Consider the following 25,170-nt stretch of genomic DNA (forward strand, 5'->3'; position numbering starts at 1 on the left):
GAAGAGCTAGCGCGCCGTGGCAAAAGTCACGCCGGGCGGTGGCGCCGTCCTGCGGGTCGCCCCTGCCCCAGCACCGGCGCCAGCACCGCCACCATCAGCGCGAAGACCCCCAGCAGCATGAACGCCAGCCGCAGTGACCCCATCTGCGACAGCTGCCCGATCACCGGCGGCCCCAGCAGCAGCGCCCCGTAGCCCAGCGTCGAGACCGAGGCCAGCGCCTGTCCGGGCGGCACATCCGGGTCCGAGGCCGCCCGGCTGACCGCCAGCGGCATCAGCGTCGCATAGCCCACCCCCATCAGGACAAAGCCCGCCAGCGCTGCCTGAAAGCCCGGCAGCAGCGTCGCCATCGCCACGCCCACCGCCGCCAGCAGGCCGCCGCCGCGTGCCACCGGCACCGGCCCCGCCCAGGTGATCACCCGGTCCGCCAGCAGCCGCGTGATCAGCATCGCGACCGAGAACACCCCATAGCCCAGCGTGGCCTGCGCCTCGGTGGCGCCGGCGTTCTGGGCCAGGAAGACGGCGCTCCAGTCGGCCATGGCGCCTTCGCCGATGCCCGAGGACAGGCCGATCAGCCCCACCAGCACCAGCGCGCCGCGCGGAATGGCAAAGATCGCGCCGCCGGACTTCGCGGTGCGGCGTTCGGACTGCCAGGGGATGTTCATCGGCGGCACCGTCAACGCCAGCATCAGCGCCGCGGCGATCAGGAAATGCACCGGCATCGGCGTCCCCAGCTTGACCAGCACAAAGCCCAGGGCCGCCGAAATCCCCGTGCCCACGCTCCACATGGCGTGGATCGAGGACATCACGGCGCGCCCCATGTGGCGTTCGACCTCGGCCGCCCAGGAGTTCATCGCGACATCCATCGCCCCGTGCCCCGCCCCGAAGCAGAACAGGGCGATCCCCAGCCCCACCGCGCCGGGCGCCACCGACACGCACAGCATCGCGCCCGCCAGCCAGAAGGCCAGCCAGAAGGTCACCCGCGCCGGGCCCAGCCGGTCGGTGATCCGCCCGGCCAGCGGAAAGGACACCAGCGCCCCGATGCCCATCAGCAGCAGGTAGATCCCCAGGCCGCTGCGCGTCAGGCCGTGGGCCTCCATTACGGCGGGCACGCGTGCGGCCCAGGTGCCGATCGCCATGCCGTTGAAGATGAAGGCGGCGGCAACGGCGCGCCAGGGGGTCCGGGTCAGGGCCATGCGGCCTCTCCTGAAAATCGACGTCCCGCCGGGGCCCGGGCACGGCCGGTCCGAAGGGGCATGTGAAGGAAGCAGGGCGCGCGTGACACCTGCGGTCACGGAACAGCCCTGCCCCGGACTTGGCAGCTTGGGCGCACACGCGCAAGTGAAGCGATCATGACAGCAGGGGCAAAAGCGCTGTTGCCTGCGATAGCGTTAACGGACGTTTACCGTTGTGGGACGCGGGCGGCACGCAGGCGCAGGATCTGCGACAGGGCCTCGGCCGGGGTGATCAGGCTGAACATCTCGCGCAGCATCTTCGCATCGGCCTTCAGCCCGGCCAGGCGCCCGACCTTCTGGGATTTCCAGGGGCTGTCGACACCGGGCCAGCGCACCACCGCCAGGCGCGCGCGGTCCTGCAGCCAGATCCGGTTCATGAAGACCTCCAGGCCAAAGCCCGGCAGGCTGGCGATCTGCTCTGCCACCGGCGCCAGCATGGCCCGTGGCAGCACCCGTTCGCCCGAAATGTAGTCAAGGCCGATTGCCCGCCACACCCCCGGCGCATTGCGCCGCAGGGAAATCGCCACATCTGCCGCGCCGCTGCGCACCGGCGCGATCAGCGCCGCCAGCGCCGCGGGCGTCAGCCCCAGAAGATCGGCATCGAGCAGCAGCAGATGACTGCCGCGGGCCTCGGCAATACCGCGGGCGACAGCGCGCGACTTGCCGCCGTTCTGTGGCTGCACCAGCACCCGGGCGCGCGGATCGCCCTGCAGCGCGGCGCGGGCCTCGGCCACGGTATCATCGCGGGAGCCATCGTCGATGACGATGATCTCGTCCACCGCATCGCAGGCGCGCAGCACCTGCAGCACGCCGCCGATCCGGCCCGCCTCGTTATAGGCGGGCACCAGGCAAGAGACGCTCAGTTGCATTTGCGGTGCAGGCCGCGGCGGATGAACCAGGCGGCGGCGACAGCGATCAGCAGGCCCGCCATGATCAGCGTGCCCTTGCCGATCCAGCCGTCGATCTTGGTGTAGGCGGAGCCCAGCGTATAGCCCAGCACCACGAAGACCAGGCTTTTCGGCACGGTGGCGACCAGGTTGTACCAGATGAACTGCCAGACCGGCATCCGCGCGATCCCGGCCGAAACCAGCACCAGAAAGCCCGCCGAATGGGTCAGCTTGCCAAGGATCAGCGTGCGCCCGCCCTTCTGGGCGAAATGTTCGGCCAGGGCATTCAGCCGGGCGCGGCGCAGGCCCAGCTTGACCCGCCATTTCGCCGGCACATGGCCCAGCCCCCAGCGGCCGAGCGCATACATCAGCCCGTCGCCGAACAGATCCGCCGCGATCACCACCAAGGTCAGGCTGACCGGATCAAACATTCCCTGCGAGGCCAGCCAGGCCGCGATCACCGTAACGATCGGGCCTTCGATGACAGCGATAGGAGCAACGATCCAAAGGCCCTTTGCAGTCATCAGGGCCACGATGCTCTCAAGTCCGAACATGCTGTCCTTTCGTGCGGGACGTCTTCTTGCGCGTGACCGCCTGGCCCTGCCAGGTCAGCCCGCCACCGCCCCAGGTGGCGTACCACACCGCCGGCAGCATCAGATCGCGCAGGATCATCGCCAGCAGGTCGCGCGGTCGTGCGGGCCAGCCCGCGATGCGCGCCGTGCCCCATTCCATGCCGTACCAGAAGGCCAGCAGGATCGGCACCGTCCAGTCGGGCAGCGCCCCCATGAACCACAGCCCCGCCAGACCCAGCATCGACAGGGTCGGCCCCTGCAGGATCTCGGCCAGGAAGATCAGCGGAAAGCCCTCGCGGCGGATCTGCGACCAGCGCAGCTGCCGCGCCCAGACGGTCTTGGGCGTGCGCCGGGGCACCGGCTGGGCGTAAAGGCGATGGGTCAGGCGCACCCGCATCCCCTGCGCGCGCACCAGCTTGGTCGAGGCGACGTCCTCGGCCAGGTTGCCCGCCAGCGCCTGCACGCCGCCGCCCGCCTCCAGCACGTCGCGGCGATAGGCCAGCGTCTTGCCCTGGGCAAAGCCATGGCCAAGCGCATCTGCGGCCAGCTGCCAGCGCGCCTGGTTGGTGTTCAGGAAGGCGCATTCGACGGCGGCCCAGATGTTCTGCGCCCCCCGCCCGATCGGCGGCCCCGAGACCATGCCGACATCGGGTTCGAACCGGTCGACCAGACGCCAGATGTAATCGGGCTCCAGCATCAGGTTCGAATCCGTCATCACGACGATCTCGCCGGTCGAGGCCTCCCAGCCTTTTTCGACGTTATTAAGCTTGGGGTTGCCGCTGAAATGGCGGTCGCCCACCAGGATGCGCGCATTGACGTTGGGCCGCGCCCGCATCAGGTCGCGAATGAACGGCAGCGCCGGGTCATTGGCCTCGGAGGCGCAGAACAGGATTTCCAGGTTCGGGTAATCCAGCAGGAAGGTCGAGGCGAGCGTGCCCTTCTCGGACGGATCCAGCCCGCGGACCGGGCGGATCAGCGTCACCGGCACGGCGGCCAGGAACGGGCGCACCGGGGCCTCCTTGCCGCGATAGCGCCAGGCTGCCAGCGACAGGGTGGTCAGATGCACGCCAAGCGGTACTGCCACCAGTACCAGACAGACGATCAGGAGGATGCTTTCCATACGCTTCCCTCCGGGACAGTTTCGGGACGCGCGGCGGATGCCGGCGCAGGCGCTTCGGCCTCGTTAAGTAGACGCATAGTCCCGTTGGCAAGTTCCACGAGACCGGTGTGACTGTCGACCCAATCGCCGCAATTGGCAAAAAGGAACCCTTGGGTTTCCTTCAATGCGGGCTGGTGGGAATGGCCGCAGACGACACCGTCGCAGCCATGGGCGCGGGCCAGTTCGGTGACGCGGGCCTCGAAGCGGGGGCCCATGGCCAGGAAGGAATGCACCCGGTCGATGCCCCATTCCAGGAAGGTCCGCTGCGCCTCGGGCAGGTTGCGAATGCGCCGCAGCAGCGCATTGGCGGCACGCGCCGTGCCATCGACGCGGCTGCCGAAGCGGGTCATGAAGTGCCATTGCAGCAGGCGCGGATCGCATTGGTCGCCATGCACCACCAGATAGCGGCGGCCATCGGCGGAATGGTGGATGTCGGTTTCGGCCATCTTCCATTGCCGCACCGGCGACTGTTCGGCCCGGCGCAGCATCGCATCATGGTTGCCGGTCAGATAGATCACCTCGGCGCCGCGTTCGGCATGGGCCACCAGTTCACGGATGATCGCATCATGGGCATCGTCCCAGTGGACGCGACCGCCGTGCCAGATGTCGAAGATGTCGCCCACCAGATAGATCTTGCCGGCCTCGAAGCGCCGCAGGAAATTCAGGATCTTGTCGGCCTGGGCACTGCGCGCGCCCAGGTGGAAGTCAGACAGAAAGACCGTACGGACAAGTTCGCGACCTGACGCTCGCGGCGCATCGAACGCCATGTCATGCTCCACAGTTCCGGAACCCGCACCCGTGCGAGTGTACGATAAGGGGTATATGTCCGCAGAATATTTCTTCAATGTGACAGCGCCTGCAAAACCCTCAACTCACGCAAGCTTGTTGCGTGTTACAATGCAGGTGCAGCATTCCAGTCACACCTTGCGTTCGCCTTACTGACCCTGCTGACGCAACGCGCGCCAGACCAGCCAGGTTTCAAGGTCACCCGCGAACGCATTGATGTCCACGATTCCACTGACCCCGGGCACCACGCCGGTACCCGTATATTGCCAGAAACTCCAGCGTTCGTTCGGATACCTCTCCGAAGGGTGACCGGCAACAGAGCGCAGCCAGAATTCATACCCTACCATGGTCCCCAGCTGGTTGTCGGCGAAAAAGTCCGGCGTGGTATAGATCACCGGCGGCGTGCCGTAATGCGGCGTCACGATATTGACGAACTGACGAATTTCCTGCCGCACCGTCGCCGGATCGGGATTGCGCGAGCAGGTCTTGGATTGGTGATTCCACTCGATATCCAGCACCGGCGGAAGATCGCCGGGCGTATAGGGCACGTTGCGGATGAACCAGTTCGCCTGCTCTGCAGGCGTCCGGCAGAAGTAATAGAAATGGTAGGCGCCAACCGGCACCCCCGCCGCCCGCGCCCGGGGCGCGTTCTGTGCATAGCCCGGATCGACGTAATCGCCGCCTTCGGTGGCCTTCAGCCAGGCGAAGGCGATGCCATGGGCACGCGCCTGCGCCCAGTTGATGGTGCCCTGGTAGCGCGAGGCATCGATGCCGTGCACCTGGTAGAGGCTGGGCGTGACGCCGTCCCAGTCATGCGGCTTGGTATCACCAAAGACCTTCGGAATGCCGTCGGCACGGTAATCCTGGGCGCGCAATTCGCGCGGCGCCGCCATCTTGCCGGTCCGGGGGCCACCGCCCCCGCATCCCGCAAGAATGGATGCCGCGCAGAGGGCCGCCACCCCTGCCCGGATCTGCCGCTGCATTGCCTGCATGTTGTCTCCTGCCTCTCGCGTCCTGCCGGTTTCGCCTGCAACCTAGGGCGGTGACGCGGCCTTTCGACCGTCTTTTTTCACCACGCGCCCGTTGATCCAGCCAGAGCAGAGCCGCCGCCCGCCGTCGAGGGGGCGCGTGAGGTCGGCCGCGAAAAACGCAACAATCTGCCGGTTTTGCCGGACGATCTGCAAGGACAGGGAAGAGAGGGAGAGTGCGGCAGCCCCTAGGGAGGAGGAGTGGGGCTGCCGCATATTTCCGAGGCTCAGGGAGGAGGAGGAGAGCCCCAGGAAAACTCATCGACATCGTTGATGTCTGTGAAAACCTTATGCCATGCGGCACCGCAGCAAACAATCGACGGATCGTCAGACCCGCCTTGCATCCAGCGCATGGCAGGACGGGGGGCCTCAGATCCCCTCGTCGTCCGAGACCACCCGGTTGCGCCCACCGGTCTTGGCCGCATAAAGCGCCCGATCGGCCCGCGCCACGACCTGTTCGGGGCTGCCGGCCGAGACCGGCACAACGACACCGATGCTGACGGTGGCGGGCACATGGGCCCCGCCCGGCAGGACCACGCCGCGACGCGCCACGGTGCGGCAGACCCGTTCGGCGGCCGACAGCGCATCGCTGTCGCGCACCCCGGGCAGGATCATGGCGAATTCCTCGCCGCCATAGCGGAAGGCCATGTCGGTGGCGCGCGCCTCCGAGACCAGGCTTTCGGCGACCTGGCGCAGGGCCTCGTCGCCGGCAAGGTGGCCATGGGTGTCGTTGAACATCTTGAAATGATCGACATCCAGCATCAGCAGGGCAAAGCGGCCGCCCTCTTCGGGCAGCGCCGCAACCTGGGCCTTCAGCGCCTGATCGAAGGCGCGGCGGTTCTTCAGCCCGGTCAGGCTGTCGGTCTCGGCCGCCAGCGCCAGCTGGGTTTCCTGGTGCTGGATCTGCCGGGTCATGACGTTGAAGGCATCGGCCACCTTCGCCAGCTCGGGCGGCACCTGCACGTCGATCACCGCCGAACGATCCCCGGTCGAGATGTTCATCGCCCCCGCCACCAGACGGTCGGTGCTGGCGATCAGCGCCCGGTCGATGATCTGCACCGCCGCCACCACGAAGAGGATCGTCAGCACCACCGCCCCGGCCGCCATGTATTCCAGATGCCGCATCGCCCGCAGCGCCAGGGCATGGCTGGCCTCGTTCTGCTGGCGCAGGTCCTCGCTGAGGGTTTCCAGCCGCCGCGCGGTTTCCGAAATCACGTCCTCGAACCGTTCCAGCGCCGGATCGGCCTGCGCCGGATCACCGGCCTCGACGGCGGCGGCGGCGCGCTGGACCTCGGTCCATTCGCGGCTGACCCCCTCCAGCACCGGACCGTAAAGGCCATAGTCGCGCACCGCCGCCTGCAGTGCCGACAGGTGCTGCGCCACATGGCCCTCGGTCGTCTCAAGGCTGCGGTGATAGCTTTCGGCGCCGTTGTCGGCATAGTCGTTGACGGCCACGCTCAGCTCCCACAGCTCGCCCTGCAGGCGTTCCAGGGGCAGCATGATCCGGTGTTGTGCCATCAGCACGCTGCGGAAGGGCTGCGCGATCCGGCTGTGATAGGTGGCGTAGAACAGCGCCCCCATCACCAGAAGCGGCAGCACTGCCACCACCATCCCCACCGTCAGCCAGCTGCGCAGCGAAAATCCCCGCAGCATTTCGCGCAGGTTTCGGTGTCCGGTCGTCGTCATGGCGTGATCCGCTTCGTTCTGGGCTCTGGCCCGATGGTTGCAGGCAGCGCCCGCACAGGCAAGCACCCACGACAGCGCGCAGGCTTTCGGTTGCAGGATTCGAGGGCAAGGGATCCGGCGACCCCCGTCCCCGCCCCGGGCATCCACCATCACGAAAGCGCGATCCAAACGTGATCCATCCCCCGACCACATCCCCCCGGAACCTGGGCGCCACCCGGCATTTTCCCTGATTTTTCAGAAAAGATGCCGGGCCGCCCCCCTGCCCCGCGATGCTCACGACCGGCCAAATCCACCCGCAGCACCTTCACGCCCCTGTCACAGAAGCGGCCCATCAGACCCCCGAGACCGCCGCCCACCCTGCACTCGGCAGGGGCCAGGGGGACCGGCGGCCGCTGCCACAACCGGAGACACCGATGTCCCTTCGCCTGATCCCGACCCGTACCGCGCTGCTGGCCGGTGCTGCCCTTGTCACCCTTGCCGGCACCGCCATGGCCGGCGACATCTCGGGGGCCGGTGCCACCTTCCCCTTCCCGATCTATTCCGCCTGGGCCAAGACCTACCAGTCCGAGACCGGCACCGGCCTGAATTACCAGGCCATCGGCTCGGGCGGCGGCATCAAGCAGATCGAGGCCCGCACCGTGACCTTCGGCGCATCTGACGCGCCGCTGAAGGGCGACGAGCTGAAGAAAAACACCCTGGTGCAGTTCCCCACCGTCATGGGCGGTATCGTCCCGGTGGTGCATGTCGAAGGCATCGAACCCGGCAAGATGGTGCTGGACGGCCCGACCCTGGCCAAGATCTACCTGGGCGAGATCACCAAATGGGATGACCCGGCCATCGCCAAGCTGAACCCCGGCCTGAAGCTGCCGTCGAAGGCGATCGCCGTGGTCTACCGCTCGGACGGGTCGGGCACGACCTTCAACTTCACCACCTATCTGGGCGATGTTTCGGCGGCCTGGAAGGACAAGGTGGGGGTTGCCACCTCGGTCGAATGGCCGGTGGGCATCGGCGCCAAGGGCAACCAGGGCGTGTCGGCGGATGTCGAGCAGACCGCGAATTCCATCGGCTATGTGGAATATGCCTACGCGCTGCAAAACCACATGACCTATACCGACATGATCAACGCCGCCGGCAAGCGCGTGGCCCCCAAGGCCCAGGCCTTTGCCGCCGCAGCAGCCAATGCCGACTGGTCCAGCCAGCCCGGTTTCGGCGTGATCCTGGCCAACCAGCCGGGCGATGCGACCTGGCCGATGACGGCCGCCACCTTCATCCTGATGCATTCCGACGCCAAGGATGCGAGCGCTTCGGCCGAGGCGCTGAAGTTCTTCGACTGGGCCTATGCCCATGGCGACGATGCTGCCGGCAAGCTTGACTACATCCCCATGCCCGACAGCGTCGTGGCACTGGTCAAGCAGGAATGGCAGCAGATCCAGGGCAGCGACGGCAAGCCGGTCTACACCGACGCCACCAACTGACCTGAGCCCGGCCGGGCGGCGCCCCAATGAGTGCTCCGGCTCTGCCCGGCCCGATCCCTTCCCCAAGGCCCCGCGCGTTCCCCGCGCGGGGCGCCTTCGCTTCGGAGAGACCATGACCGTGATCGATCCCCTTCTGTCCCCCAGCCGCGCCCACAGCCGCGCCCGGCGGGGCGACCGCATCGCCCATGGCGCCAGCCTGGCGGCCGCGGTGCTGGTGCTGGTGGTGCTGGCCGGGGTCTGCCTGTCGCTGGCCGCAGGCGCCTGGCCTGCCTTCCGCGACCTTGGACCGGGCTTCCTGACCGCCCGGGTCTGGAACCCCGTCACCGACCATTACGGCGCCTGGCCCGCGCTTTACGGCACCATCGTGTCTTCGGGGCTGGCGATGCTGATCGCGGTGCCCCTGGGGCTGGGCATCGCCCTTTTCCTGACCGAGATCTGCCCCCGCCCGCTGCGCCGCCCCATCGGCATCGCGATCGAGCTTCTGGCCGGCATCCCCTCGATCATCTACGGGATCTGGGGCCTGTTCGTGCTGGCGCCGGTGATGCAGCATGTCGTGCAGCCGGTGCTGATCGACACGCTGGGGGCGCTGCCGGGGATCGGCGCGCTGTTTCAGGGCCCGCCCTACGGCATCGGCCTGCTGACCGCCGCGCTGATCCTGGCGATGATGGTGCTGCCCTTCGTCGCCTCGCTGTCGCGCGACATCTTCCTGACCACCCCGCCGCTACTGCGCGAGGCCGCCTTCGGCATGGGCCTGACCACCTGGGAGGTCACCCGCCACATCACCCTGCCCCGGGCCGCCCCGGCGCTGATGGGTGGCATGATGCTGGCCCTGGGCCGCGCCCTGGGCGAGACCATGGCCGTCACCTTCGTCATCGGCAATGCCCACCGCGTGCCCAGCAGCCTGCTGCAACCCGGCACGACGATCTCGGCCTCGATCGCGAACGAGTTCAACGAAGCCAGCGCCGGTGCCTACAGCGCGGCGCTGATCGCGCTTGGTTTCGTGCTGTTCGTGCTGACCTTCCTGGTGCTGGCGGGCGCCCAGCTGCTGCTGCGCCGCCTGCAGCGCCGCACCGCCTAGGAGACCCCGCATGACTTCCCCGTCCCGGCTGCGCCGCCGCAAGGCGCTGAACGGCGTGATGATGACGCTCGCCACCCTCTCGGCAGTGGCGGGCCTTGCCGTGCTGGCCCTGATCCTGGGAGAACTGTGCCTGAAGGGCCTGTCGGCACTGAACGCCCATGTGCTGACCCAGGACACCCCCGGCCCGATGCAGGAAGGCGGCCTGCGCAACGCGATCATCGGATCGCTGCTGCTGTCGGGGCTGGCGGTGCTGATCGGCACGCCCATTGGCCTGTTCGCCGGCACCTACCTGTCGGAATATGGCCGCCATTCGCGGCTGGCGCAGGTGCTGCGGTTCCTCAACGACATCCTGCTGTCGGTGCCCTCGATCATCGTCGGCCTCTTCGTCTACCAGGTGCTGGTGCGGCCGGTGGGGCATTTCTCGGGGCTGGCAGGCGCGGTGGCGCTGGCGATCCTGGTCATCCCCACCGTCGTGCGCACCACCGAAAACATGCTGCGCCTGGTCCCCGACACCCTGCGCGAGGCCGCGCTGGCGCTTGGCGCGCCGCGCTGGCACATGATCCGCCGGGTGATCTGGAAGGCCGCGCTGTCGGGCATCGTCACCGGCGTGCTGCTGGCCATTGCGCGGATCTCGGGGGAAACCGCACCGCTGATCTTTACCGCGCTGTCGAACAACTTCTTCAGCCTCGACATGACCCGGCCGATGGCCTCGCTGCCGATCACCATCTACCAGTTCGCGCTGTCGCCCTATGACAACTGGCAGGCCCTTGCCTGGGCCGGCGCCTTCCTGATCACCCTCGCCGTGCTCGCCCTTTCCGTCATCGCACGCACCGTCACCGCCAGAGGACACCGCCCATGACCCTTGATACCCTGACAGCCCCCCCCGAGGTCTTTGCCGGTGTCGATCCCGCCCCCGCCGCCCGCCTGTCGATCCGCGGCCTGAACTTCCACTACGGCACCAGCCACGCGCTGAAGGATGTCTGGCTGGACCTGCCGCGCAACATGGTCACCGCCTTCATCGGCCCCTCGGGCTGTGGCAAGTCCACGCTGCTGCGCTGCCTGAACCGGATGTATTCCCTCTATCCCGGTCAGCGCGCCACCGGAGAGATCCTGCTGGACGGCGCCAACATCCTGGACCCGCGCACCGATCTTGAGGCCCTGCGCAGCCGCATCGGCATGGTGTTCCAGAAGCCCACCCCCTTCCCGATGTCGATTCGCGACAACATCGCCTTCGGGCTGAAGCTGGCCGGGCTGACCGCCCGGTCCGAACTGGACGGCCGAATCGAGGCCGCCCTGCGCGCCGCAGCCCTGTGGGACGAGGTGAAGGACAAGCTGCACGCGCCGGGCAGTTCGCTGTCGGGCGGTCAGCAGCAGCGTCTGTGCATCGCCCGCACCATCGCCACCGAACCCGAGGTCATCTTGCTGGACGAACCCGCCTCTGCGCTTGACCCGATCTCGACCGCGCGGCTGGAAGAGACGATCCTGACGCTGAAGGAGCGATTCACTGTCGCCATCGTCACCCACAACATGGGCCAGGCCCGGCGCGTCAGCCAGCGCACCGCCTTCATGTACATGGGAGAGCTGGTCGAGACCGGCGAAACCGCCCGCCTGTTCGAGGCGCCGCGCGAATCCCGTACCCTCGATTACGTCTCGGGGCGCTTTGGCTGAAAAGCCTTAAAATCTGCAAAACCGCTCTGCATCCACACACTTTGCAGGTGCGGCAAACCCATTCCGCTACCGTAATGTAAACAAGCCGCTGTAATTACAGCGGCTTTTTTACATGCCTGTGACATCCCGCCCCATTGAAAGCCAAATACCGGCACACGCATGCCGAAAATTTCCGCATCGCAGCGATTGAAAAAATAAACCTGCGTAGTAAATCAGGGGCCGGGGAGGAGCTCTCAAAGGGGGCCTCACCATGGAGGAACGCAAGACGCACGCCGACGGCCAGGTCGATGTACTGCTCGTAGGCGGCGGTATCATGAGCACCACGCTGGGTGTGCTTTTGCAGGAGCTGGAGCCGGAGTGGCGGATCGGGATGGTCGAACGTCTCGATGCCGTGGCCGAGGAAAGCTCGAACGGGTGGAATAACGCAGGGACCGGTCACTCGGCCCTGTGCGAGCTGAACTATACGCCGCAGATGGCCGACGGCAGCGTCGACACCACCAAGGCACTGAACATCAACGAGCAGTTCCAGATCTCTCGTCAGTTCTGGGCGCATCAGGTCGAGACGGGCGTGCTGAAGACACCCCGCAGCTTCCTGAACGCGACCCCGCACATGAGCTTTGTCTGGGGCCAGAAGAATGCCGACTTCCTGGCCCGCCGTTACGAGGCCCTGAAACGCAACGCGATGTTTGCCGGGATGGAATTCTCGACCGACCGCGCCAAGATCGCCGAATGGGCACCGCTGATGGTCGAGGGGCTGGACCCGAACGAGACCGTCGCCGCAACCTATGCGCCGCAGGGCACCGACGTGAACTTTGGCGAGTTGACCCGCCAGATGGCCGCTTCGCTGCAGCGTTCTGCCAACTTCGAGCTGCACACTGGCACCGAGGTCACCGACCTGCACCGGGATGGTGACGGCTGGCGGGTGATTCTGCGCGACCGCCGCAGTGGCGCGCGCAAGACCCTGCGGACCCGGTTCGTCTTCCTGGGTGCCGGTGGCGGGGCCCTACCCCTGCTGCAGAAATCCGGCATCCCCGAGGCCGCCGATTACGCCGGCTTCCCCGTCGGCGGGTCCTTCCTGGTCTGCGACAATCCCGATGTCGTGGCCCGCCACAATGCCAAGGTCTACGGCAAGGCCGCCGTCGGCAGCCCGCCGATGTCGGTGCCGCACCTCGACAAGCGGTTCCTTGACGGCAAGGAGGTCCTGCTGTTCGGGCCCTTCGCGACCTTCTCGACCCGGTTCCTGAAGGCCGGTTCGCTGATGGACCTGCCGAAGACGATCACCGGGCGCAACATCTTCCCGATGATGTCGGTGGGTCTGAACAACTTCGACCTGATCAAGTATCTGGTGGGTCAGTTGCTGCTGACCGATGCCGCCCGGATGAAGGCCCTGCGCGCCTACTTCCCCGAAGCCCGCGACGGCGACTGGAAGCTGTGGCATGCCGGCCAGCGCGTCCAGATCATCAAGCGCGAACCGAAGGGCGCGGCGCTGAAGCTCGGGACCGAGATCGTCGCCTGCCAGGACGGTTCGGTGGCAGCCCTGCTGGGGGCCAGCCCGGGGGCCTCGACCGCGGCGCCGATCATGCTGGAGCTGCTGAAGAAGGCCTTCCCGCAGCGGATCCAGCAGATCGACTGGCAGATGAAGCTGCAGCGCATCATCCCCAGCTACGGCACTGCCCTGCGCGACGATGCCCGTGCCCTGGCCCAGGCCTGGACCGACACCTCCCGCACCCTGGACCTGCCCGAGCCCCCGGTCGAGATCGCGGCCCTGGCCGAGCAGCCCGATACCGGCAACGTGCTGCGGATGGCGGCCCGCTAAGGGCAGCCGCTTGCCCTGACAGACAAAACGGCGGGCAGGTCATCGGACCCGCCCGCCTTTTTTTCTCCGTCCGGTATCCGGTCGGCAGCACCGGCCCCCTCGGCCCCCGAACCAGACGCAAGGACAGCCGGACGGCCCGCCCGCCCGACAGCGACAGCGACAGCGACAGCGACAGCGACAGCGACAGCGACAGCGACAGCGACAGCGACAGCGACAGCGACAGCGACAGCGACAGCTATTCTGCGTATGGCCGCCCGCCAAGCGCTGCTGCTTCGGCAGACATCAAAAACGATTGGGTGGTCATCGGGCCCGCCCGCGCTCTTCTCTCCTCCCCGAAGACCCAGGACCACCCGGCAGCGCGCGCGCCCCCGAGCCCCGCAACGGGACGCCAGGGAAAACCACCGTCCTGGCCCGTCCGGCAGCGGCAGAATGGCCGCACGCCAAAGACAGCCGTCCTGAAACGCGAAACGGCGGGCGGATCATCAGACCCGCCCGCCGTCATTCATGCCGTGACAGGACTGGCCCCCAAGAGGACCGGACCGGGATCAGCCCTTGCGGGTCAGCTGCGTGACGTCGCGCACCGCGCCCTTCGCGGCCGAGGTCGTCAGCGCCGCATAGGCCTGCAGTGCCGCCGAAACCTTGCGCTTGCGCGGCTCGGCCGGGACCCAGCCCCTGGCATCCTGCGCGGCGCGGCGTTCGGCCAGAACCGCGTCCGACACGGCCAGGTGGATGGTGCGGTTCGGGATGTCGATCTCGATCTTGTCGCCGTCCTCGACCAGGCCGATGGTGCCGCCCTCGGCCGCTTCCGGCGAGACGTGACCGATCGACAGCCCCGAGGTCCCGCCCGAGAACCGCCCGTCCGTCAGCAGCGCGCAGGCTTTGCCCAGGCCCTTCGACTTCAGATAGCTGGTCGGGTACAGCATTTCCTGCATCCCCGGACCGCCGCGCGGGCCTTCATAGCGGATCACCACCACGTCGCCTTCCTTGACCTTGCCGGTCAGGATGTCGCTGACCGCCGCGTCCTGGCTTTCGCAGACATGGGCGGTGCCGGTGAACTTCAGGATCGAGGCATCGACGCCCGCCGTCTTCACGATGCAGCCGTCCTGCGCGATGTTGCCGAACAGCACCGCCAGACCGCCATCCTGGCTGAAGGCGTGTTCCTTGGCCCGGATCACGCCCTTTTCACGGTCGGTATCCAGCGTCTTGAAGCGGTTTTCGGTGGAAAACGCCTGGGTGGTGCGCACGCCGCCGGGGGCGGCCTTGAACAGCTGCTCGGCCTCGGGGTTGTTGGCAACCTTGATGTCCCAATGCGCGATCGCCTCGCCCATGGTCGAGGAATGCACCGTGGCGCAATCGTCATGCAGCAGGCCGGCGCGCGAGAGTTCCCCCAGGATCGAGAAGATGCCACCGGCGCGGTGGACGTCCTCCATATGGACGTTCTCGATATTGGGCGCGACCTTGCACAGGCAGGGCACCTTGCGCGACAGCTGGTCGATGTGATCCATGGTGAAGTCCACGCCGCCCTCGTTGGCAATCGCCAGCAGGTGCAGCACGGTGTTGGTGGACCCGCCCATGGCGATATCGAGGCTCATGGCGTTCTGGAACGCCTTGAAGGTCGCGATTTCGCGCGGCAGCAGGCCCTCTTCTTCCAGCTCGTAATGGCGGCGGGTGATCTCGACGATCTTGCGGCCGGCTTCCAGGAACAGGCCCTTGCGGTCGGCGTGCGTGGCCAGCGTCGAGCCATTGCCCGGCAGCGCCAGACCAAGCGCCTCGGCCAGGCAGTTCATCGAGTTCGCGGTGAACATCCCCGAGCACGACCCGCAGGTCGGGCAGGCGTTTTCCTCGATATGCTGCAGCTGGGCATCGGTGTACTTGTCCGAGGCGGCGGCGACCATGGCATCCACCAGGTCGATCTTCTTGACCTCAAGATCGGCCAGATCGATCTTGCCCGCTTCCATCGGGCCGCCCGAGACGAAGATCGCCGGGATGTTCAGCCGCATCGCGGCCATCAGCATGCCGGGGGTGATCTTGTCGCAGTTCGAGATGCACACCATCGCGTCGGCGCAATGGGCATTGACCATGTATTCGACCGAATCCGCGATCACCTCGCGCGAGGGCAGCGAATACAGCATCCCGTCATGGCCCATCGCGATGCCGTCATCGACCGCGATGGTGTTGAATTCCTTGGCAACACCGCCCGCGCGCTCGACCTCGGCGGCGACCAGCTGGCCAAGGTCCTTCAGGTGCACGTGGCCCGGCACGAACTGCGTGAAGGAGTTGACGATGGCGATGATCGGCTTGCCGAAATCGCCGTCCTTCATCCCCGTGGCCCGCCAGAGGCCGCGTGCACCCGCCATGTTGCGGCCATGGGTACTGGTTCTGGAACGATAATGGGGCATCGAACCCTCCCTTGATGACATTTGGCGCGGACCATACCGGCCTGGATCATGAGAGTGAAATATATTATTGTGCGCTTATTAGGTCGCAAGGAATATCAGATGGACATTCGCCAGCTGCGCCATTTCCTGGCGGTGGCCGAGGTGCTGCATTTCGGCCGCGCGGCCGAGAGGCTGGGCATGACCCAGCCGCCGCTGTCGCAGTCGATCAAGGCGCTGGAGGCCGAGCTGGGTGCGCAGCTGTTCGCGCGCACCAAACGCTCGGTCGCGCTGACGCCCTTCGGGGCGGGCTGGAAGCCGCATGTCGAGGCGGCGCTCGCGGCCGTCGACCGCCTGCCGGGCACCGCCGCCAGCATCCTGTCGGGCACCTCCGGGCGGCTGGAGCTGTCGTTTGTCTCGACCGCCGACTATTCGATCCTGCCGGCGCTGGTGCACCGCTTCCGCGGGCTTTACCCGGGCGTCGACCTGTCCCTGACCGAGGCCACCAGCGACACCCAGATCGCCGCCCTGCGCGAGGGGCGCGGACAGGTCGGCCTGATCATCCCCGAGGCCGCCACCCCCCTGCCCGACCTGTTCCGTTATCGCCGTCTGGTGCGCGAACCGCTGGTCGCCGCCGTCCCCCAGGCCTGGATCGCCGAAGGCCGCCTGCCGGATGCCCCCCTGACGCCGGGGGCGGTGATCGCCTCGCCGCTGATCGTCTTTCCGCGCCGCGCGTCGCCGTCGTTCTATGATCTGGTGACGGGCTATTACGCCGATTGCGGCGGCAGTGCCCATGTGGTGCAGCAGGCGATCCAGATGCAGACGATCATCAGCCTGGTCTCGGCCGGGATGGGCATCGCGCTGGTGCCGGCGTCGCTGCGGCATCTGGCGCGCTCGGGCGTGCGTTACCTGGATCTGGCGGGGCCGGTGCCGGAACTGGAAACCGGCGTGATCTGGCGGCGCGACGACGCAAGCGCGACGCTGGCGAATTTCCTGGCCATGACCTTTGCCCTGGACCTGCCCTGACCTTCCCGGAACTGGAATCCCGCCCTATATTCAGGACAAAGGAGACCGCCCATGAACATCAGCGACGCCGCCCGCGACACCGGCCTGCCCGCCAAGACGATCCGGTACTACGAAGACATCGGCCTGATCGCGCCCGAGCGGCGCGCCAATGGCTACCGGGATTTCTCGGACGCCCAGCTGCAGCGGCTGCGGATGCTGGCGCAGGCGCGGCTGATGGGCTTTTCCCTTGAGGAATGCCGCAAGCTGCTGGCGCTGAATGCCGACGAGCACCGCGCCAGCCGCGACGTGCGGGATCTGGCGTTGCAGAACCTGGCCTCGGTTCGCGACAAGATCGCAGAGCTGCGCGCGCTGGAGGCGCGGCTGGAAGGGCTGGTGGCGCAGTGCCATGGCGATGACGACCCGGACTGCGCGATCCTGAACAGCCTGACGGGGGCCGCGCCCTGCTGCGCCACCGCCGCCGATCGCGGCCGCTGACCCCGGCCCGGTCACGGGGCACCGCCGCCCCTGCCCGGGGATCATCGGGCCCCACCCTGCCGGGGCCCGATGGCAGGGCCCGCGCCTAGCGCAGGAAGTTGTCGGCCATCAGCTCGACCACCTCTTTCGCGCGGCCATGGGCCACCGCCTTGGCGCCGAACAGCGCGGTCGAGGCGACCTGGCCGAATTCCACCTTGGGCGGCATCACCAGTTCCATCCGCGACACCTTCACATCCAGCACCGCCGGACCCTCGGCCGCCAGCCAGTCGGCCACGGCGCCCGGCAGGTCATCGGCCGTCTCGACCTTGCGCCCCCACAGGCCGATGACCTTTGCAAGCTCGGCGAAATCGGGGTTCTGCAGGTCGGTGAAACTGTCCAGCAGCCCCTCGACGCGCTGCTCCATCTCGACGAAGCCCAACGAGGCATTGTCGTAGATGACGATCTTGACCGGCACCTGCTCCTGTTTCAGCGTCAGCAGATCGCCCATCAGCATCGACAGCCCGCCATCGCCGCACAGCGCAATCACCTGACGGTCCGGATAGGCCTTCTGGATGCCGAGCGCCTGCGGGTAGGCATTGGCCATGGTGCCATGCAGCAGCGAGGTCAGGAAACGCCGCTGCCCCTTCGCCCGGATATGCCGCAGCATCCACACCATGGGCGAGCCGCCATCGGCGGTAAAGATCGCGTCCTCGGCCGCCTGCGCGTCGATCATCCGGGTCAGCGCCTGCGGGTGGATCAGCGTCGGGTCCTTTTCGCGGGCCTCGTCGCGATAGCCTTCCAGATCCTTCTCGTATTGCTTCAGTGCCTTGTCGAGACGGCGCGAGGACGCCACGTCCTCAAGCCGCGGCAGCAGCGCGTCGACGGTGGGGGCGACATCGCCGATCACCCCCAGATCGACCGGCGCCCGGCGCCCCAGGGCCGTGGGGTCGATGTCGACCTGAATGATCTTGGCCTTCTCGGGGTAGAACTGGGTATAGGCGAAATCGGTGCCAAGGCACAGCATCACATCCGCCTCTGCCACGGCCTCCATCCCGGCGCGGTTGCCCAGGATCCCGGTCATGCCGACCTGGAAGGGGTTGCCCGGCTCGATGAATTCCTTGGAGCGCGTCGAATGCACGATGGGCGCCTTCAGCTTGTCCGCCAGCGCGATCAGCTGCGATTTCGCCCCCCGCGCGCCGATGCCCGCATAGATCACCGGGCGCTTGGCCTTGTTCAGCAGCTTGGCCATGCGGTCCAGTTCCTCGGGGTGCGGGACGCTCAGGGGACGGGGGCGGTGGACGGACCAGGGCAGCGCGTCATCGGTCTTTTCGGTGAACATGTCGCCATTGACGATCAGCACCGCCACGCCCCCCCTGGTCAGCGCCGCCTGCGCCGCCATCACCGTCATGCGCCGCGCCTGATCGGGGTGGTTCAGCCGCTCGCAGAAGACCGAGCACTGTTCGTAGATCGGTTTCTGGTCGACCTCCTGCGGGAAACCCAGCCCCTCTTCGTTGCGCGCCACGTTCGAGGCGATCAGCAGCACCGGCGCGCCGTTGCGGTGGCTTTCGAAGATGCCGTTGACGAAATGCAACGAGCCCGGCCCGCAGGTGCCCGCACACAGCGTCAGCTCTCCGGTCATGTAGGCCTCGCCGCCCGCGGCAAAGCCGCCGACCTCTTCGTGGCGCACATGCACCCAGTCGATGCCGGATTTGCGGATCTCGTCGGTGAAATGGTTGATCGTGTCGCCCACCACGCCGTAGCAGCGCTGCGCGCCGGCGGCTTCGAGCGTCTCGGTGATGACCTTTGCAACGGTCTTGCTCATGTCATGTCCTTTCCAGGGGAGGGCCTCAGATCGAGGCAAGGGAATGGGGTTCCACCACGGCGGTGCGCGACAGGTCGGCACAGGGGCGGAAGGAATGCGGGTCGGCGGCATCCCACCAGGCCTTGAAGGCGGTGGTCTCGGGGGCGTCCAGCAGCTGGCCGGGCAGCACCCAGTCATGCAGTTGGCCAAGGCCCCGCGCCCGCACCGGGCTTTCGCGCTTCATCAGGTGGTGCGGTTCGATCTGCGAGGGGTGATCCAGGCCAAGCGCCCCGGTGATGTCGCCAAGCGCATCCAGCGTCTTGCCGTGAAAGCGCGCGGCGCGGTCGGCTTGCACGTCGATCACCAGGCCGCGCTGGCGGGCGGGATCCTGGGTGGTGATGCCGGTGGGACAGGTGCCGGTGTGGCAGCGCTGCGCCTGGATGCAGCCGATCGACAGCATGAAGGCGCGCGCCGCATTGGTCCAGTCGGCGCCAAGCGCCAGAGAATGCGCGATGCCCGCCGCCGAATAGATCCGCCCCGAGGCGCCCAGCCGGATCCGGTCGCGCAGCCCGGTGCCGACCAGCGCATTGTGCACCAGCGGCAAACCGTCGTTCAGCGCCCAGCCGACATGGTCCGACAGCTCCTTGGGGGCCGCCCCCGTGCCGCCCTCGGCGCCATCGACCACCAGGAAATCGGGGGTGATGCCGGTCAGGCGGATCGCCTTCATCAGGGCGAAGACCTCGTGCGGCTGGCCGACGCAGAACTTCAGCCCCACCGGTTTGCCGCCCGACATCTCGCGCATGCGGGCCGCGAATTCCAGCATCCCGACCGGGGTGGCAAAGGCCGAATGGCCGCTGGGCGACAGGCAGTCCCGGCCGGCCTCGACCTGGCGGGCCTCGGCGATTTCCGGCGTCACCTTGGCGCCCGGCAGCAGCCCGCCATGGCCGGGCTTGGCGCCCTGGCTCAGCTTGATTTCCGTCATCTTCACCTGGGGTTCGCGGGATTTCTCGCGGAAGGCGCCGGGGTCGAAGGTTCCGTCATCGTTGCGGCAGCCGAAATAGCCCGAGCCCACTTCCCACACCAGATCCCCGTCATGGGCCAGATGGTGTTTCGACAGCCCGCCCTCGCCGGTGTCGTGGTAAAAGCCGCCCTTCTCGGCCCCGAGGTTCAGCGCCCGGACCGCATGGGCCGACAGCGCGCCGAAACTCATGGCCGAGATGTTGAACAGCGAGGCCGAATAGGGCTGGCTGCACTGATCGCTGCCGATGGTCACGCGGGGGCGGCGTTCGGGGGCCTCGACCGGCTGCATCGAATGGCTGAACCAGTCATAGCCCGGCGCGTCCGGGTCCAGTTCGGTGCCGAAGGGCTGGGTGTCGGTCTCGCCACGGGCGCGGGCCTGAACCAGCTCGCGGGCTTCGAAGGGATAGGGGCGCCCCTCGCGGTCGCCTTCGACGATGTACTGGCGCAGGTAGGGCCGCAGGTCATAGAACAGCCACCGCAGCCGCGCCGCGATCGGATAGTTGCGGGTGATTGTCCAGCGGTGCTGGGCGCAGTCATAGACCCCGAGCGCCACCAGAGGCAGCGTCAGCACCACCAGCACCAGCCCCCATCCCGACACCAGCACCGTCAGCGCCAGCCCCAGCAGGCACAGCGCCAGCGCCAGGATCAGCAGGATGTAACGCTTGGTCAGGGAAAGCAGGCTTTGCATCGGGGGTCCTCGCAGTGTCTGAGCTGTCAACGAACCCGCCGCCGGGGATGTTCCCACACCGTTTCGAGAGGTCCCCCCACCAGCGCCGCAAAACCCGCCTTTGCCCTTGGCAGCCTTCCGCCTTTCGTTATATCGAGAATCGTCCCCAGGGACCCCTGCGCCCGGGCCGTCCCCGGCGCCCCAGATTTCAGGCATACCGGCATGAGCACCCCCCCGACGGCCGCCCCCACGGCCCCTCCCATCCCTCCCCGTCCCGTCGTCAGCCCCGGCCAGCTGAGGCTGATCTTTGCCGGGCTGATGCTGGCCATGGGGCTGGGCGCGCTGGATCAGAGCATCGTCAACACCGCCCTGCCGCGCATGGCGGGCGAACTGGGCGGCCTTGCGCACCTGAGCTGGGTGGTGACGGCCTTCATGCTGTGTTCGACCATCGCCACGCCGATCTTCGGCAAGCTGTCGGACATGTTCGGGCGGCGGAACTTCCTGCTGGGCTGCATCACGCTGTTCATCATCGCCTCGGCGCTGTGCGGGCTGGCGCAGTCGATGGGGCAGCTGATCGCGTTCCGCGCCTTGCAGGGGATCGGCGGCGGCGGGCTGATGACGCTGTCGCAGACGGTGATCAGCGTCGTGGTCAGCCCGCGCGAACGGGTCCGCTATCAGGGGCTGTTCACCGGGGTCTTCGCCTTCTGCTCGGTCGCGGGGCCGCTGATCGGCGGCGGGCTGACCACGGCGCTCAGCTGGCGGTGGGTGTTCTATGTCAACATTCCTGTCGGGCTGCTGGCGCTGGCGCTGCTGCTGGCCGGGCTGAAGCCCACCGGCCTGCCGCGCCAGAAGCACCGCATCGACGTGCTGGGGGCGATGCTGCTGGTGGCCTGCGCGGCGCTGGCGCTGCTGCTGTTCAGCTTTGCCGGATCGGTCTTTGCGTGGAATTCGGCCACGGCGCGGGGCATCGGGGCCGCCGTTCTGGTGCTGCTGGTGCTGTTCGTGCTGCAGGAACGCCGCGCCGCCGAACCGATGCTGGACCTGAAGCTGTTCCGCATCCGCAGCTTTTCCGTCGGCGCCGGCACCACCGGCTGCATGGGGTTCGCCATGATGAGCGCGATGGTCTTCCTGCCGCTCTATTTCCAGCTGGTGCTGGGGCTGAACCCGGCGCAGGCGGGGCTGATGCTGCTGCCGCAGATCACCATGATGCTGGTGACCTCGATTCTGGGCGGGCGGCTGGGGGCCAGGGTGGGCCGGCCGAAGCCCTTCCTGATCTTCGGCATCGTGCTGGAGGCCACGGGCCTGGGCTGTCTGGCGCTGCTGGCCTTCCTGCAGGCCGATCTGGTGTGGTTCCTGGGGGCGCTCGCCGTGCTGGGCACCGGCATGGGCGTGGCGATGCCCAATGCCACCGTGATCGTGCAGAACGGCGTGCCGAAGGCGAACCTGGGGGTGGCGACCTCGGGGATGGCCTTCCTGCGCTCGCTGGGGGGCGCGCTCGGGGTGGCAGTGTCGGGGGGCACGATGGCCGGGCATCTGACGGCGCGGCTGGCGCAGTTCGGCGGCGACATCGACGCGCGGCAGCTGATCGACGGCGGGATGCAGGCGATTGCCGCCCTGCCCGCCGCCCAGCAGGCCGAGGTGGCCGAGGCCTTCCGCCATGCCATCGCCTACAGCTTCCTGACCGGCGGGCTGGTGATGGCGCTGGCGCTGCTGCCTGCGCTGCTGCTGGAAAACGTCAAGCTGTCGGACGAACGCCCGACCCGCTGATCCCTGCCCCTTACGGCCAACGAAAAGCCCCCCGAACCGGGGGGCTTTGCCGTGTTCCGCAGCGCACTCAGCGCATCGAGAACGCTTCCTGGTGGAAATCGCGTCCCACCTTCAGCCCGGCGCGGGCAAAGTCGCGGCGCAGCGCGCGGCCGAAGGCGGCGGGGCCGCAGAACCAGACACTGGCCTGCGGCCAGTCGGGAACGGCGGCGCGGATCCGCGCGCCATCCAGCCGCCCCTGCGCCGCCGTATCGACAAGGTGCAGCGTGACGTTGGCCTCGGCCGCGGCCTGCTGCAGGCGGGCGGCATCATCAGGCGTCACCTCGTGCCGGGTGTGAAAGAAATCAACCCGGGGGGCATCATTGGCCCGTGGCGCGGCGGCCAGATCCGCCAGCCTTGCCAGGAAGGGCGTGATGCCGATGCCCGCCCCCACCCAGATCTGCCGGGGCCGGTCGTCGGTGAAATCGAAGCAGCCATAGGGGCCCTGCACCGTCACCTTCTGACCGGGGGCGACGCTATGGGCCAGCCCGGCGGTGTAGCGGCCGGCCTGCTTGATCAGGAACGACACCTCTTGCGTCTCGGCATCCCAGGCCGAGGTCAGCGAGAACGGATGCGGCCCCTCGCGGCGGTCGAAGGTGACGAAGGCGAACTGGCCCGCGCGATGGCCCGGCCATTTGCCCTGAAGGGCCAGCTGCACGTCGGTGGCCTGCAGCCCCGCGTCCCGGGATACGGCCGTGACCTGCCCCGCAACGCGGCGCTGTGCACCGATGCGGCGGCACAGCGACACCACCGCGCCCCAGCAGCCCCAGGCCATCAGCCCCCCAAAGACCACCCCCAGCGGCGTCGCCCAGTAGCTGGCATCGGTCAGGATGACCGAATGGAAGACCAGCACCAGATAGACCAGCGGCATGACCCGGTGGGTCAGGTAGAACATCTTGTAGGGCAGCCGGGTGATCAGTGCGATCACCAGCACCGCGACCATGACATAGAAGGCATAAAGCCCCCAGACCTCGGACGAGCGGTGGAAGGTGGACACCACCTGCGGCCAGAACCCGGTGGGCGCGGCGCCGCCCTGTGGCCGGTGCCCCGAGGTCGCAAGCCCCAGATCGGCCAGCCAATGCGGCCATTCCGACATGACCCAGTGCAGGACCGAAGCCACCAGCGCGCTGATCCCCAGCCATTTGTGCAGCCGGTACATCTTGTCCAGGCCGCCGATCCAGCGTTCCGGGAAGCGCGGCCGCAGCGACAGGATCATCGAGACCGCCATCGCGCCGGTGGCGATGATGCCGGTGTATTGCAGCACCGGGTTGCGCAGCGCACTGTAGCTGAGCCCGGTCAGGCTGCTCCATCCGACGGACAACCACAGGAGCGTCAGAGCCCCCATGATTCCCCAGAAAATCCTGCCGTGTCGCGTCATCGAAATACCTCCTGGCTGGGCCGCGCGGGCGTGGCGTGGTGCATGTCACAACCAAACGCCGGAACGGCCCTGCTCCGTCGAGGATTTCGATGATTATTCCCGCAAGACCGCGAATGCCCCCGGGCGCGACGAAAGATCCGCTTTGGCGCCAAGGGGTTGTCCGCCGCCTCGCGGATCTTCACAGGGCTGTGAGTCGCGACGGGATCCGCCCCGCGGGCCCGGCCCCGGGATCAGAAATCGGCCGAGATCCGGATGTCGCGCAGCGGCCGCACCCGGTCGATGCTTTCCTGATAGAGCGGATGCGCCTTGAAGGCCTGCAGCGCCGCCATGTCGGGGAATTCGCCGTAGACCACCACGTCCACCACATCCGACAGCGGATCGACCTTGGTGTTCTCCATCACCTCGAAGGTCAGCGACCCGGGAATGCCCTTGAGGATCGACAGGCCCTCGCGGATGCGCTCCAGGTCCGCGCGGTCGCGGGCGCTGAAGAAGACGACGTGACGGATGAAGCTGCGCTCGCTCACGGGGGGATTCCTCTTGCAGATGTGGGCGCAGACGGTGTTTCACCAATCGGCCGGCCATGCAACCGAGTCCCCCGGCCGCCGGCGTCCCCCGCCCCGTCCCCGCCCGTCAGGCCGGCTGGGTGTCATCCCCGGGGCCGAAGTCCTGGCGCAGCGCATCGACCGCCGCCCGCGCCTTTTCCGAGGCCTCGTCCAGCCCCGCCGCGATCTGCCCGATCATCGGATCATCCGACAGCCGCCGCAGCAGGTTGGCGCTGCTGGCACTGATGCTGGAGACATTGGCCATGGCATGCAGCGCCTCGGCAAAGCGATCCAGCCGCGCCTGCGCTGCGGCAGGGCTGCGCTGTTCGCAGGCCAGCACCAGCACCTTGGCCACCGCCCCCTGCTGCCATTCCAGCGGGAACAGCTCGACCTGCCATTCGGCCTCGTGCGCGCAGCGGCCCGCGAACTCGGCCGGGGTGCCGGCAAAGGCCTGCGCCAAGGCGGCCTCGGCGCCGGGGCGGGCGGTCGTATCCCAGAACCCCGCCCACAGCTGGCCGCAGACCTGCGCCGCCTCCTGCCCCATCCGGTCCAGCCCGCGGCGGTTGATGGCTATGATCTGCCCGTCGCGGTCCAGCACCAGCGCGCACAGGTCCGCCCGCTGGGCCAGATAGCCCGTCATGACGGACATCGACTGCGCCGTCAGCCTTTCCGTATCGAAGACAACCACCATCACGCACACCTCACTTCGCGGTGAGAT

21 protein-coding genes are annotated in these 25,170 nt (G+C 67.7%); 8 read left to right on the plus strand and 13 right to left on the minus strand.

Annotated features, from left to right (window positions below; genetic code table 11):
• Positions 1 to 26: 26 nt before the first annotated feature.
• From AC2ITM_RS12405 to AC2ITM_RS12435, 7 genes are all read right to left on the minus strand, one after another.
• Positions 27 to 1,292: an MFS transporter gene (locus AC2ITM_RS12405; protein ID WP_486466949.1), complete on the minus strand. Its 1,266-nt coding sequence runs from the start codon at positions 1,290 to 1,292 to the stop codon at positions 27 to 29.
• A 107-nt stretch (positions 1,293 to 1,399) separates the two neighbouring features.
• A complete protein-coding gene (locus AC2ITM_RS12410; protein WP_486466950.1) occupies positions 1,400 to 2,101 on the minus strand; it encodes a glycosyltransferase family 2 protein in 702 nt (233 codons plus the stop codon).
• Positions 2,092 to 2,673, minus strand: coding sequence for a DedA family protein (locus tag AC2ITM_RS12415; protein ID WP_486466951.1), 582 nt, complete (start codon positions 2,671 to 2,673; stop codon positions 2,092 to 2,094). The genes AC2ITM_RS12410 and AC2ITM_RS12415 overlap by 10 nt, the downstream gene beginning before the upstream one ends.
• Positions 2,660 to 3,811 (minus strand): glycosyltransferase, encoded by a 1,152-nt coding sequence (locus AC2ITM_RS12420; RefSeq protein WP_486466952.1) that lies wholly within the window; start codon positions 3,809 to 3,811, stop codon positions 2,660 to 2,662. The genes AC2ITM_RS12415 and AC2ITM_RS12420 overlap by 14 nt, the downstream gene beginning before the upstream one ends.
• Complete coding sequence (locus tag AC2ITM_RS12425) at positions 3,793 to 4,617, minus strand: UDP-2,3-diacylglucosamine diphosphatase (RefSeq protein WP_486466953.1); 825 nt, start codon at positions 4,615 to 4,617, stop codon at positions 3,793 to 3,795. Before AC2ITM_RS12425 ends, AC2ITM_RS12420 begins: the two co-directional genes overlap by 19 nt.
• A 168-nt stretch (positions 4,618 to 4,785) precedes the next feature.
• Positions 4,786 to 5,628, minus strand: a complete 843-nt coding sequence (locus AC2ITM_RS12430) for a glycoside hydrolase family 25 protein (RefSeq protein WP_486466954.1) — start codon at positions 5,626 to 5,628, stop codon at positions 4,786 to 4,788.
• A 405-nt stretch (positions 5,629 to 6,033) separates the two neighbouring features.
• On the minus strand, positions 6,034 to 7,350 hold the full coding sequence (locus AC2ITM_RS12435; RefSeq protein ID WP_486466955.1) for a GGDEF domain-containing protein: 1,317 nt from the start codon (positions 7,348 to 7,350) through the stop codon (positions 6,034 to 6,036).
• Between the two features lie 413 nt (positions 7,351 to 7,763).
• On the opposite strand from AC2ITM_RS12435, the gene pstS reads away from it, so the two are divergent.
• The 5 genes from pstS (at position 7,764) to mqo (ending at position 13,387) form a co-directional block, all read left to right on the plus strand.
• Positions 7,764 to 8,825 (plus strand): phosphate ABC transporter substrate-binding protein PstS, encoded by a 1,062-nt coding sequence (gene pstS / locus AC2ITM_RS12440; protein WP_486466956.1) that lies wholly within the window; start codon positions 7,764 to 7,766, stop codon positions 8,823 to 8,825.
• Between the two features lie 112 nt (positions 8,826 to 8,937).
• Positions 8,938 to 9,903 (plus strand): phosphate ABC transporter permease subunit PstC, encoded by a 966-nt coding sequence (gene pstC / locus AC2ITM_RS12445; RefSeq protein WP_486466957.1) that lies wholly within the window; start codon positions 8,938 to 8,940, stop codon positions 9,901 to 9,903.
• 10 nt (positions 9,904 to 9,913) lie between these two features.
• The gene (gene pstA / locus AC2ITM_RS12450; protein WP_486466958.1) at positions 9,914 to 10,762 is read left to right on the plus strand and encodes a phosphate ABC transporter permease PstA; all 849 of its coding nucleotides are present in this window, start codon (positions 9,914 to 9,916) and stop codon (positions 10,760 to 10,762) included.
• Complete coding sequence (pstB, locus tag AC2ITM_RS12455; protein ID WP_486466959.1) at positions 10,759 to 11,571, plus strand: phosphate ABC transporter ATP-binding protein PstB; 813 nt, start codon at positions 10,759 to 10,761, stop codon at positions 11,569 to 11,571. Before pstA ends, pstB begins: the two co-directional genes overlap by 4 nt.
• Positions 11,572 to 11,821: 250 nt before the next feature.
• Positions 11,822 to 13,387: a malate dehydrogenase (quinone) gene (gene mqo / locus AC2ITM_RS12460; protein ID WP_486466960.1), complete on the plus strand. Its 1,566-nt coding sequence runs from the start codon at positions 11,822 to 11,824 to the stop codon at positions 13,385 to 13,387.
• A gap of 545 nt (positions 13,388 to 13,932) precedes the next feature.
• On the opposite strand, the gene ilvD is transcribed toward mqo, so the two are convergent.
• Positions 13,933 to 15,786, minus strand: a complete 1,854-nt coding sequence (gene ilvD, locus AC2ITM_RS12465; RefSeq protein WP_486466961.1) for a dihydroxy-acid dehydratase — start codon at positions 15,784 to 15,786, stop codon at positions 13,933 to 13,935.
• Positions 15,787 to 15,885: 99 nt separating this feature from the next.
• On the opposite strand from ilvD, the gene AC2ITM_RS12470 reads away from it, so the two are divergent.
• Entirely contained in the window at positions 15,886 to 16,788 is a 903-nt protein-coding gene (locus AC2ITM_RS12470; protein WP_486466962.1) for a LysR substrate-binding domain-containing protein, read from the plus strand.
• A gap of 51 nt (positions 16,789 to 16,839) precedes the next feature.
• Positions 16,840 to 17,262, plus strand: a complete 423-nt coding sequence (locus tag AC2ITM_RS12475; protein ID WP_486466963.1) for a MerR family transcriptional regulator — start codon at positions 16,840 to 16,842, stop codon at positions 17,260 to 17,262.
• An 85-nt stretch (positions 17,263 to 17,347) separates the two neighbouring features.
• Here AC2ITM_RS12475 and AC2ITM_RS12480 read toward each other — a convergent pair whose 3' ends face one another.
• Together AC2ITM_RS12480 and AC2ITM_RS12485 are read right to left on the minus strand one after the other, a co-directional pair.
• Positions 17,348 to 19,063: a thiamine pyrophosphate-dependent enzyme gene (locus AC2ITM_RS12480; RefSeq protein ID WP_486466964.1), complete on the minus strand. Its 1,716-nt coding sequence runs from the start codon at positions 19,061 to 19,063 to the stop codon at positions 17,348 to 17,350.
• A gap of 25 nt (positions 19,064 to 19,088) precedes the next feature.
• The gene (locus AC2ITM_RS12485) at positions 19,089 to 20,750 is read right to left on the minus strand and encodes an FMN-binding glutamate synthase family protein (RefSeq protein ID WP_486466965.1); all 1,662 of its coding nucleotides are present in this window, start codon (positions 20,748 to 20,750) and stop codon (positions 19,089 to 19,091) included.
• Between the two features lie 201 nt (positions 20,751 to 20,951).
• Between AC2ITM_RS12485 and AC2ITM_RS12490 the strand changes: the two genes are divergently transcribed.
• Positions 20,952 to 22,496 carry an MDR family MFS transporter gene (locus AC2ITM_RS12490; RefSeq protein WP_486466966.1) on the plus strand — a complete coding sequence of 515 codons (1,545 nt, stop codon included), beginning with the start codon at positions 20,952 to 20,954 and terminating at the stop codon, positions 22,494 to 22,496.
• 67 nt (positions 22,497 to 22,563) lie between these two features.
• Here the strand turns inward: AC2ITM_RS12490 and AC2ITM_RS12495 are convergent, their stop codons facing one another.
• The 3 genes from AC2ITM_RS12495 to AC2ITM_RS12505 form a co-directional block, all read right to left on the minus strand.
• The gene (locus AC2ITM_RS12495) at positions 22,564 to 23,910 is read right to left on the minus strand and encodes a ferredoxin reductase family protein (RefSeq protein ID WP_486466967.1); all 1,347 of its coding nucleotides are present in this window, start codon (positions 23,908 to 23,910) and stop codon (positions 22,564 to 22,566) included.
• 230 nt (positions 23,911 to 24,140) lie between these two features.
• Positions 24,141 to 24,434, minus strand: coding sequence for a Dabb family protein (locus tag AC2ITM_RS12500; protein ID WP_486466968.1), 294 nt, complete (start codon positions 24,432 to 24,434; stop codon positions 24,141 to 24,143).
• Positions 24,435 to 24,540: 106 nt separating this feature from the next.
• Positions 24,541 to 25,143, minus strand: coding sequence for a PAS domain-containing protein (locus AC2ITM_RS12505; RefSeq protein WP_486469428.1), 603 nt, complete (start codon positions 25,141 to 25,143; stop codon positions 24,541 to 24,543).
• Between the last annotated feature and the right edge of the window lie 27 nt (positions 25,144 to 25,170).

Source organism: Pseudooceanicola sp. NS-SX9 (assembly GCF_057380705.1).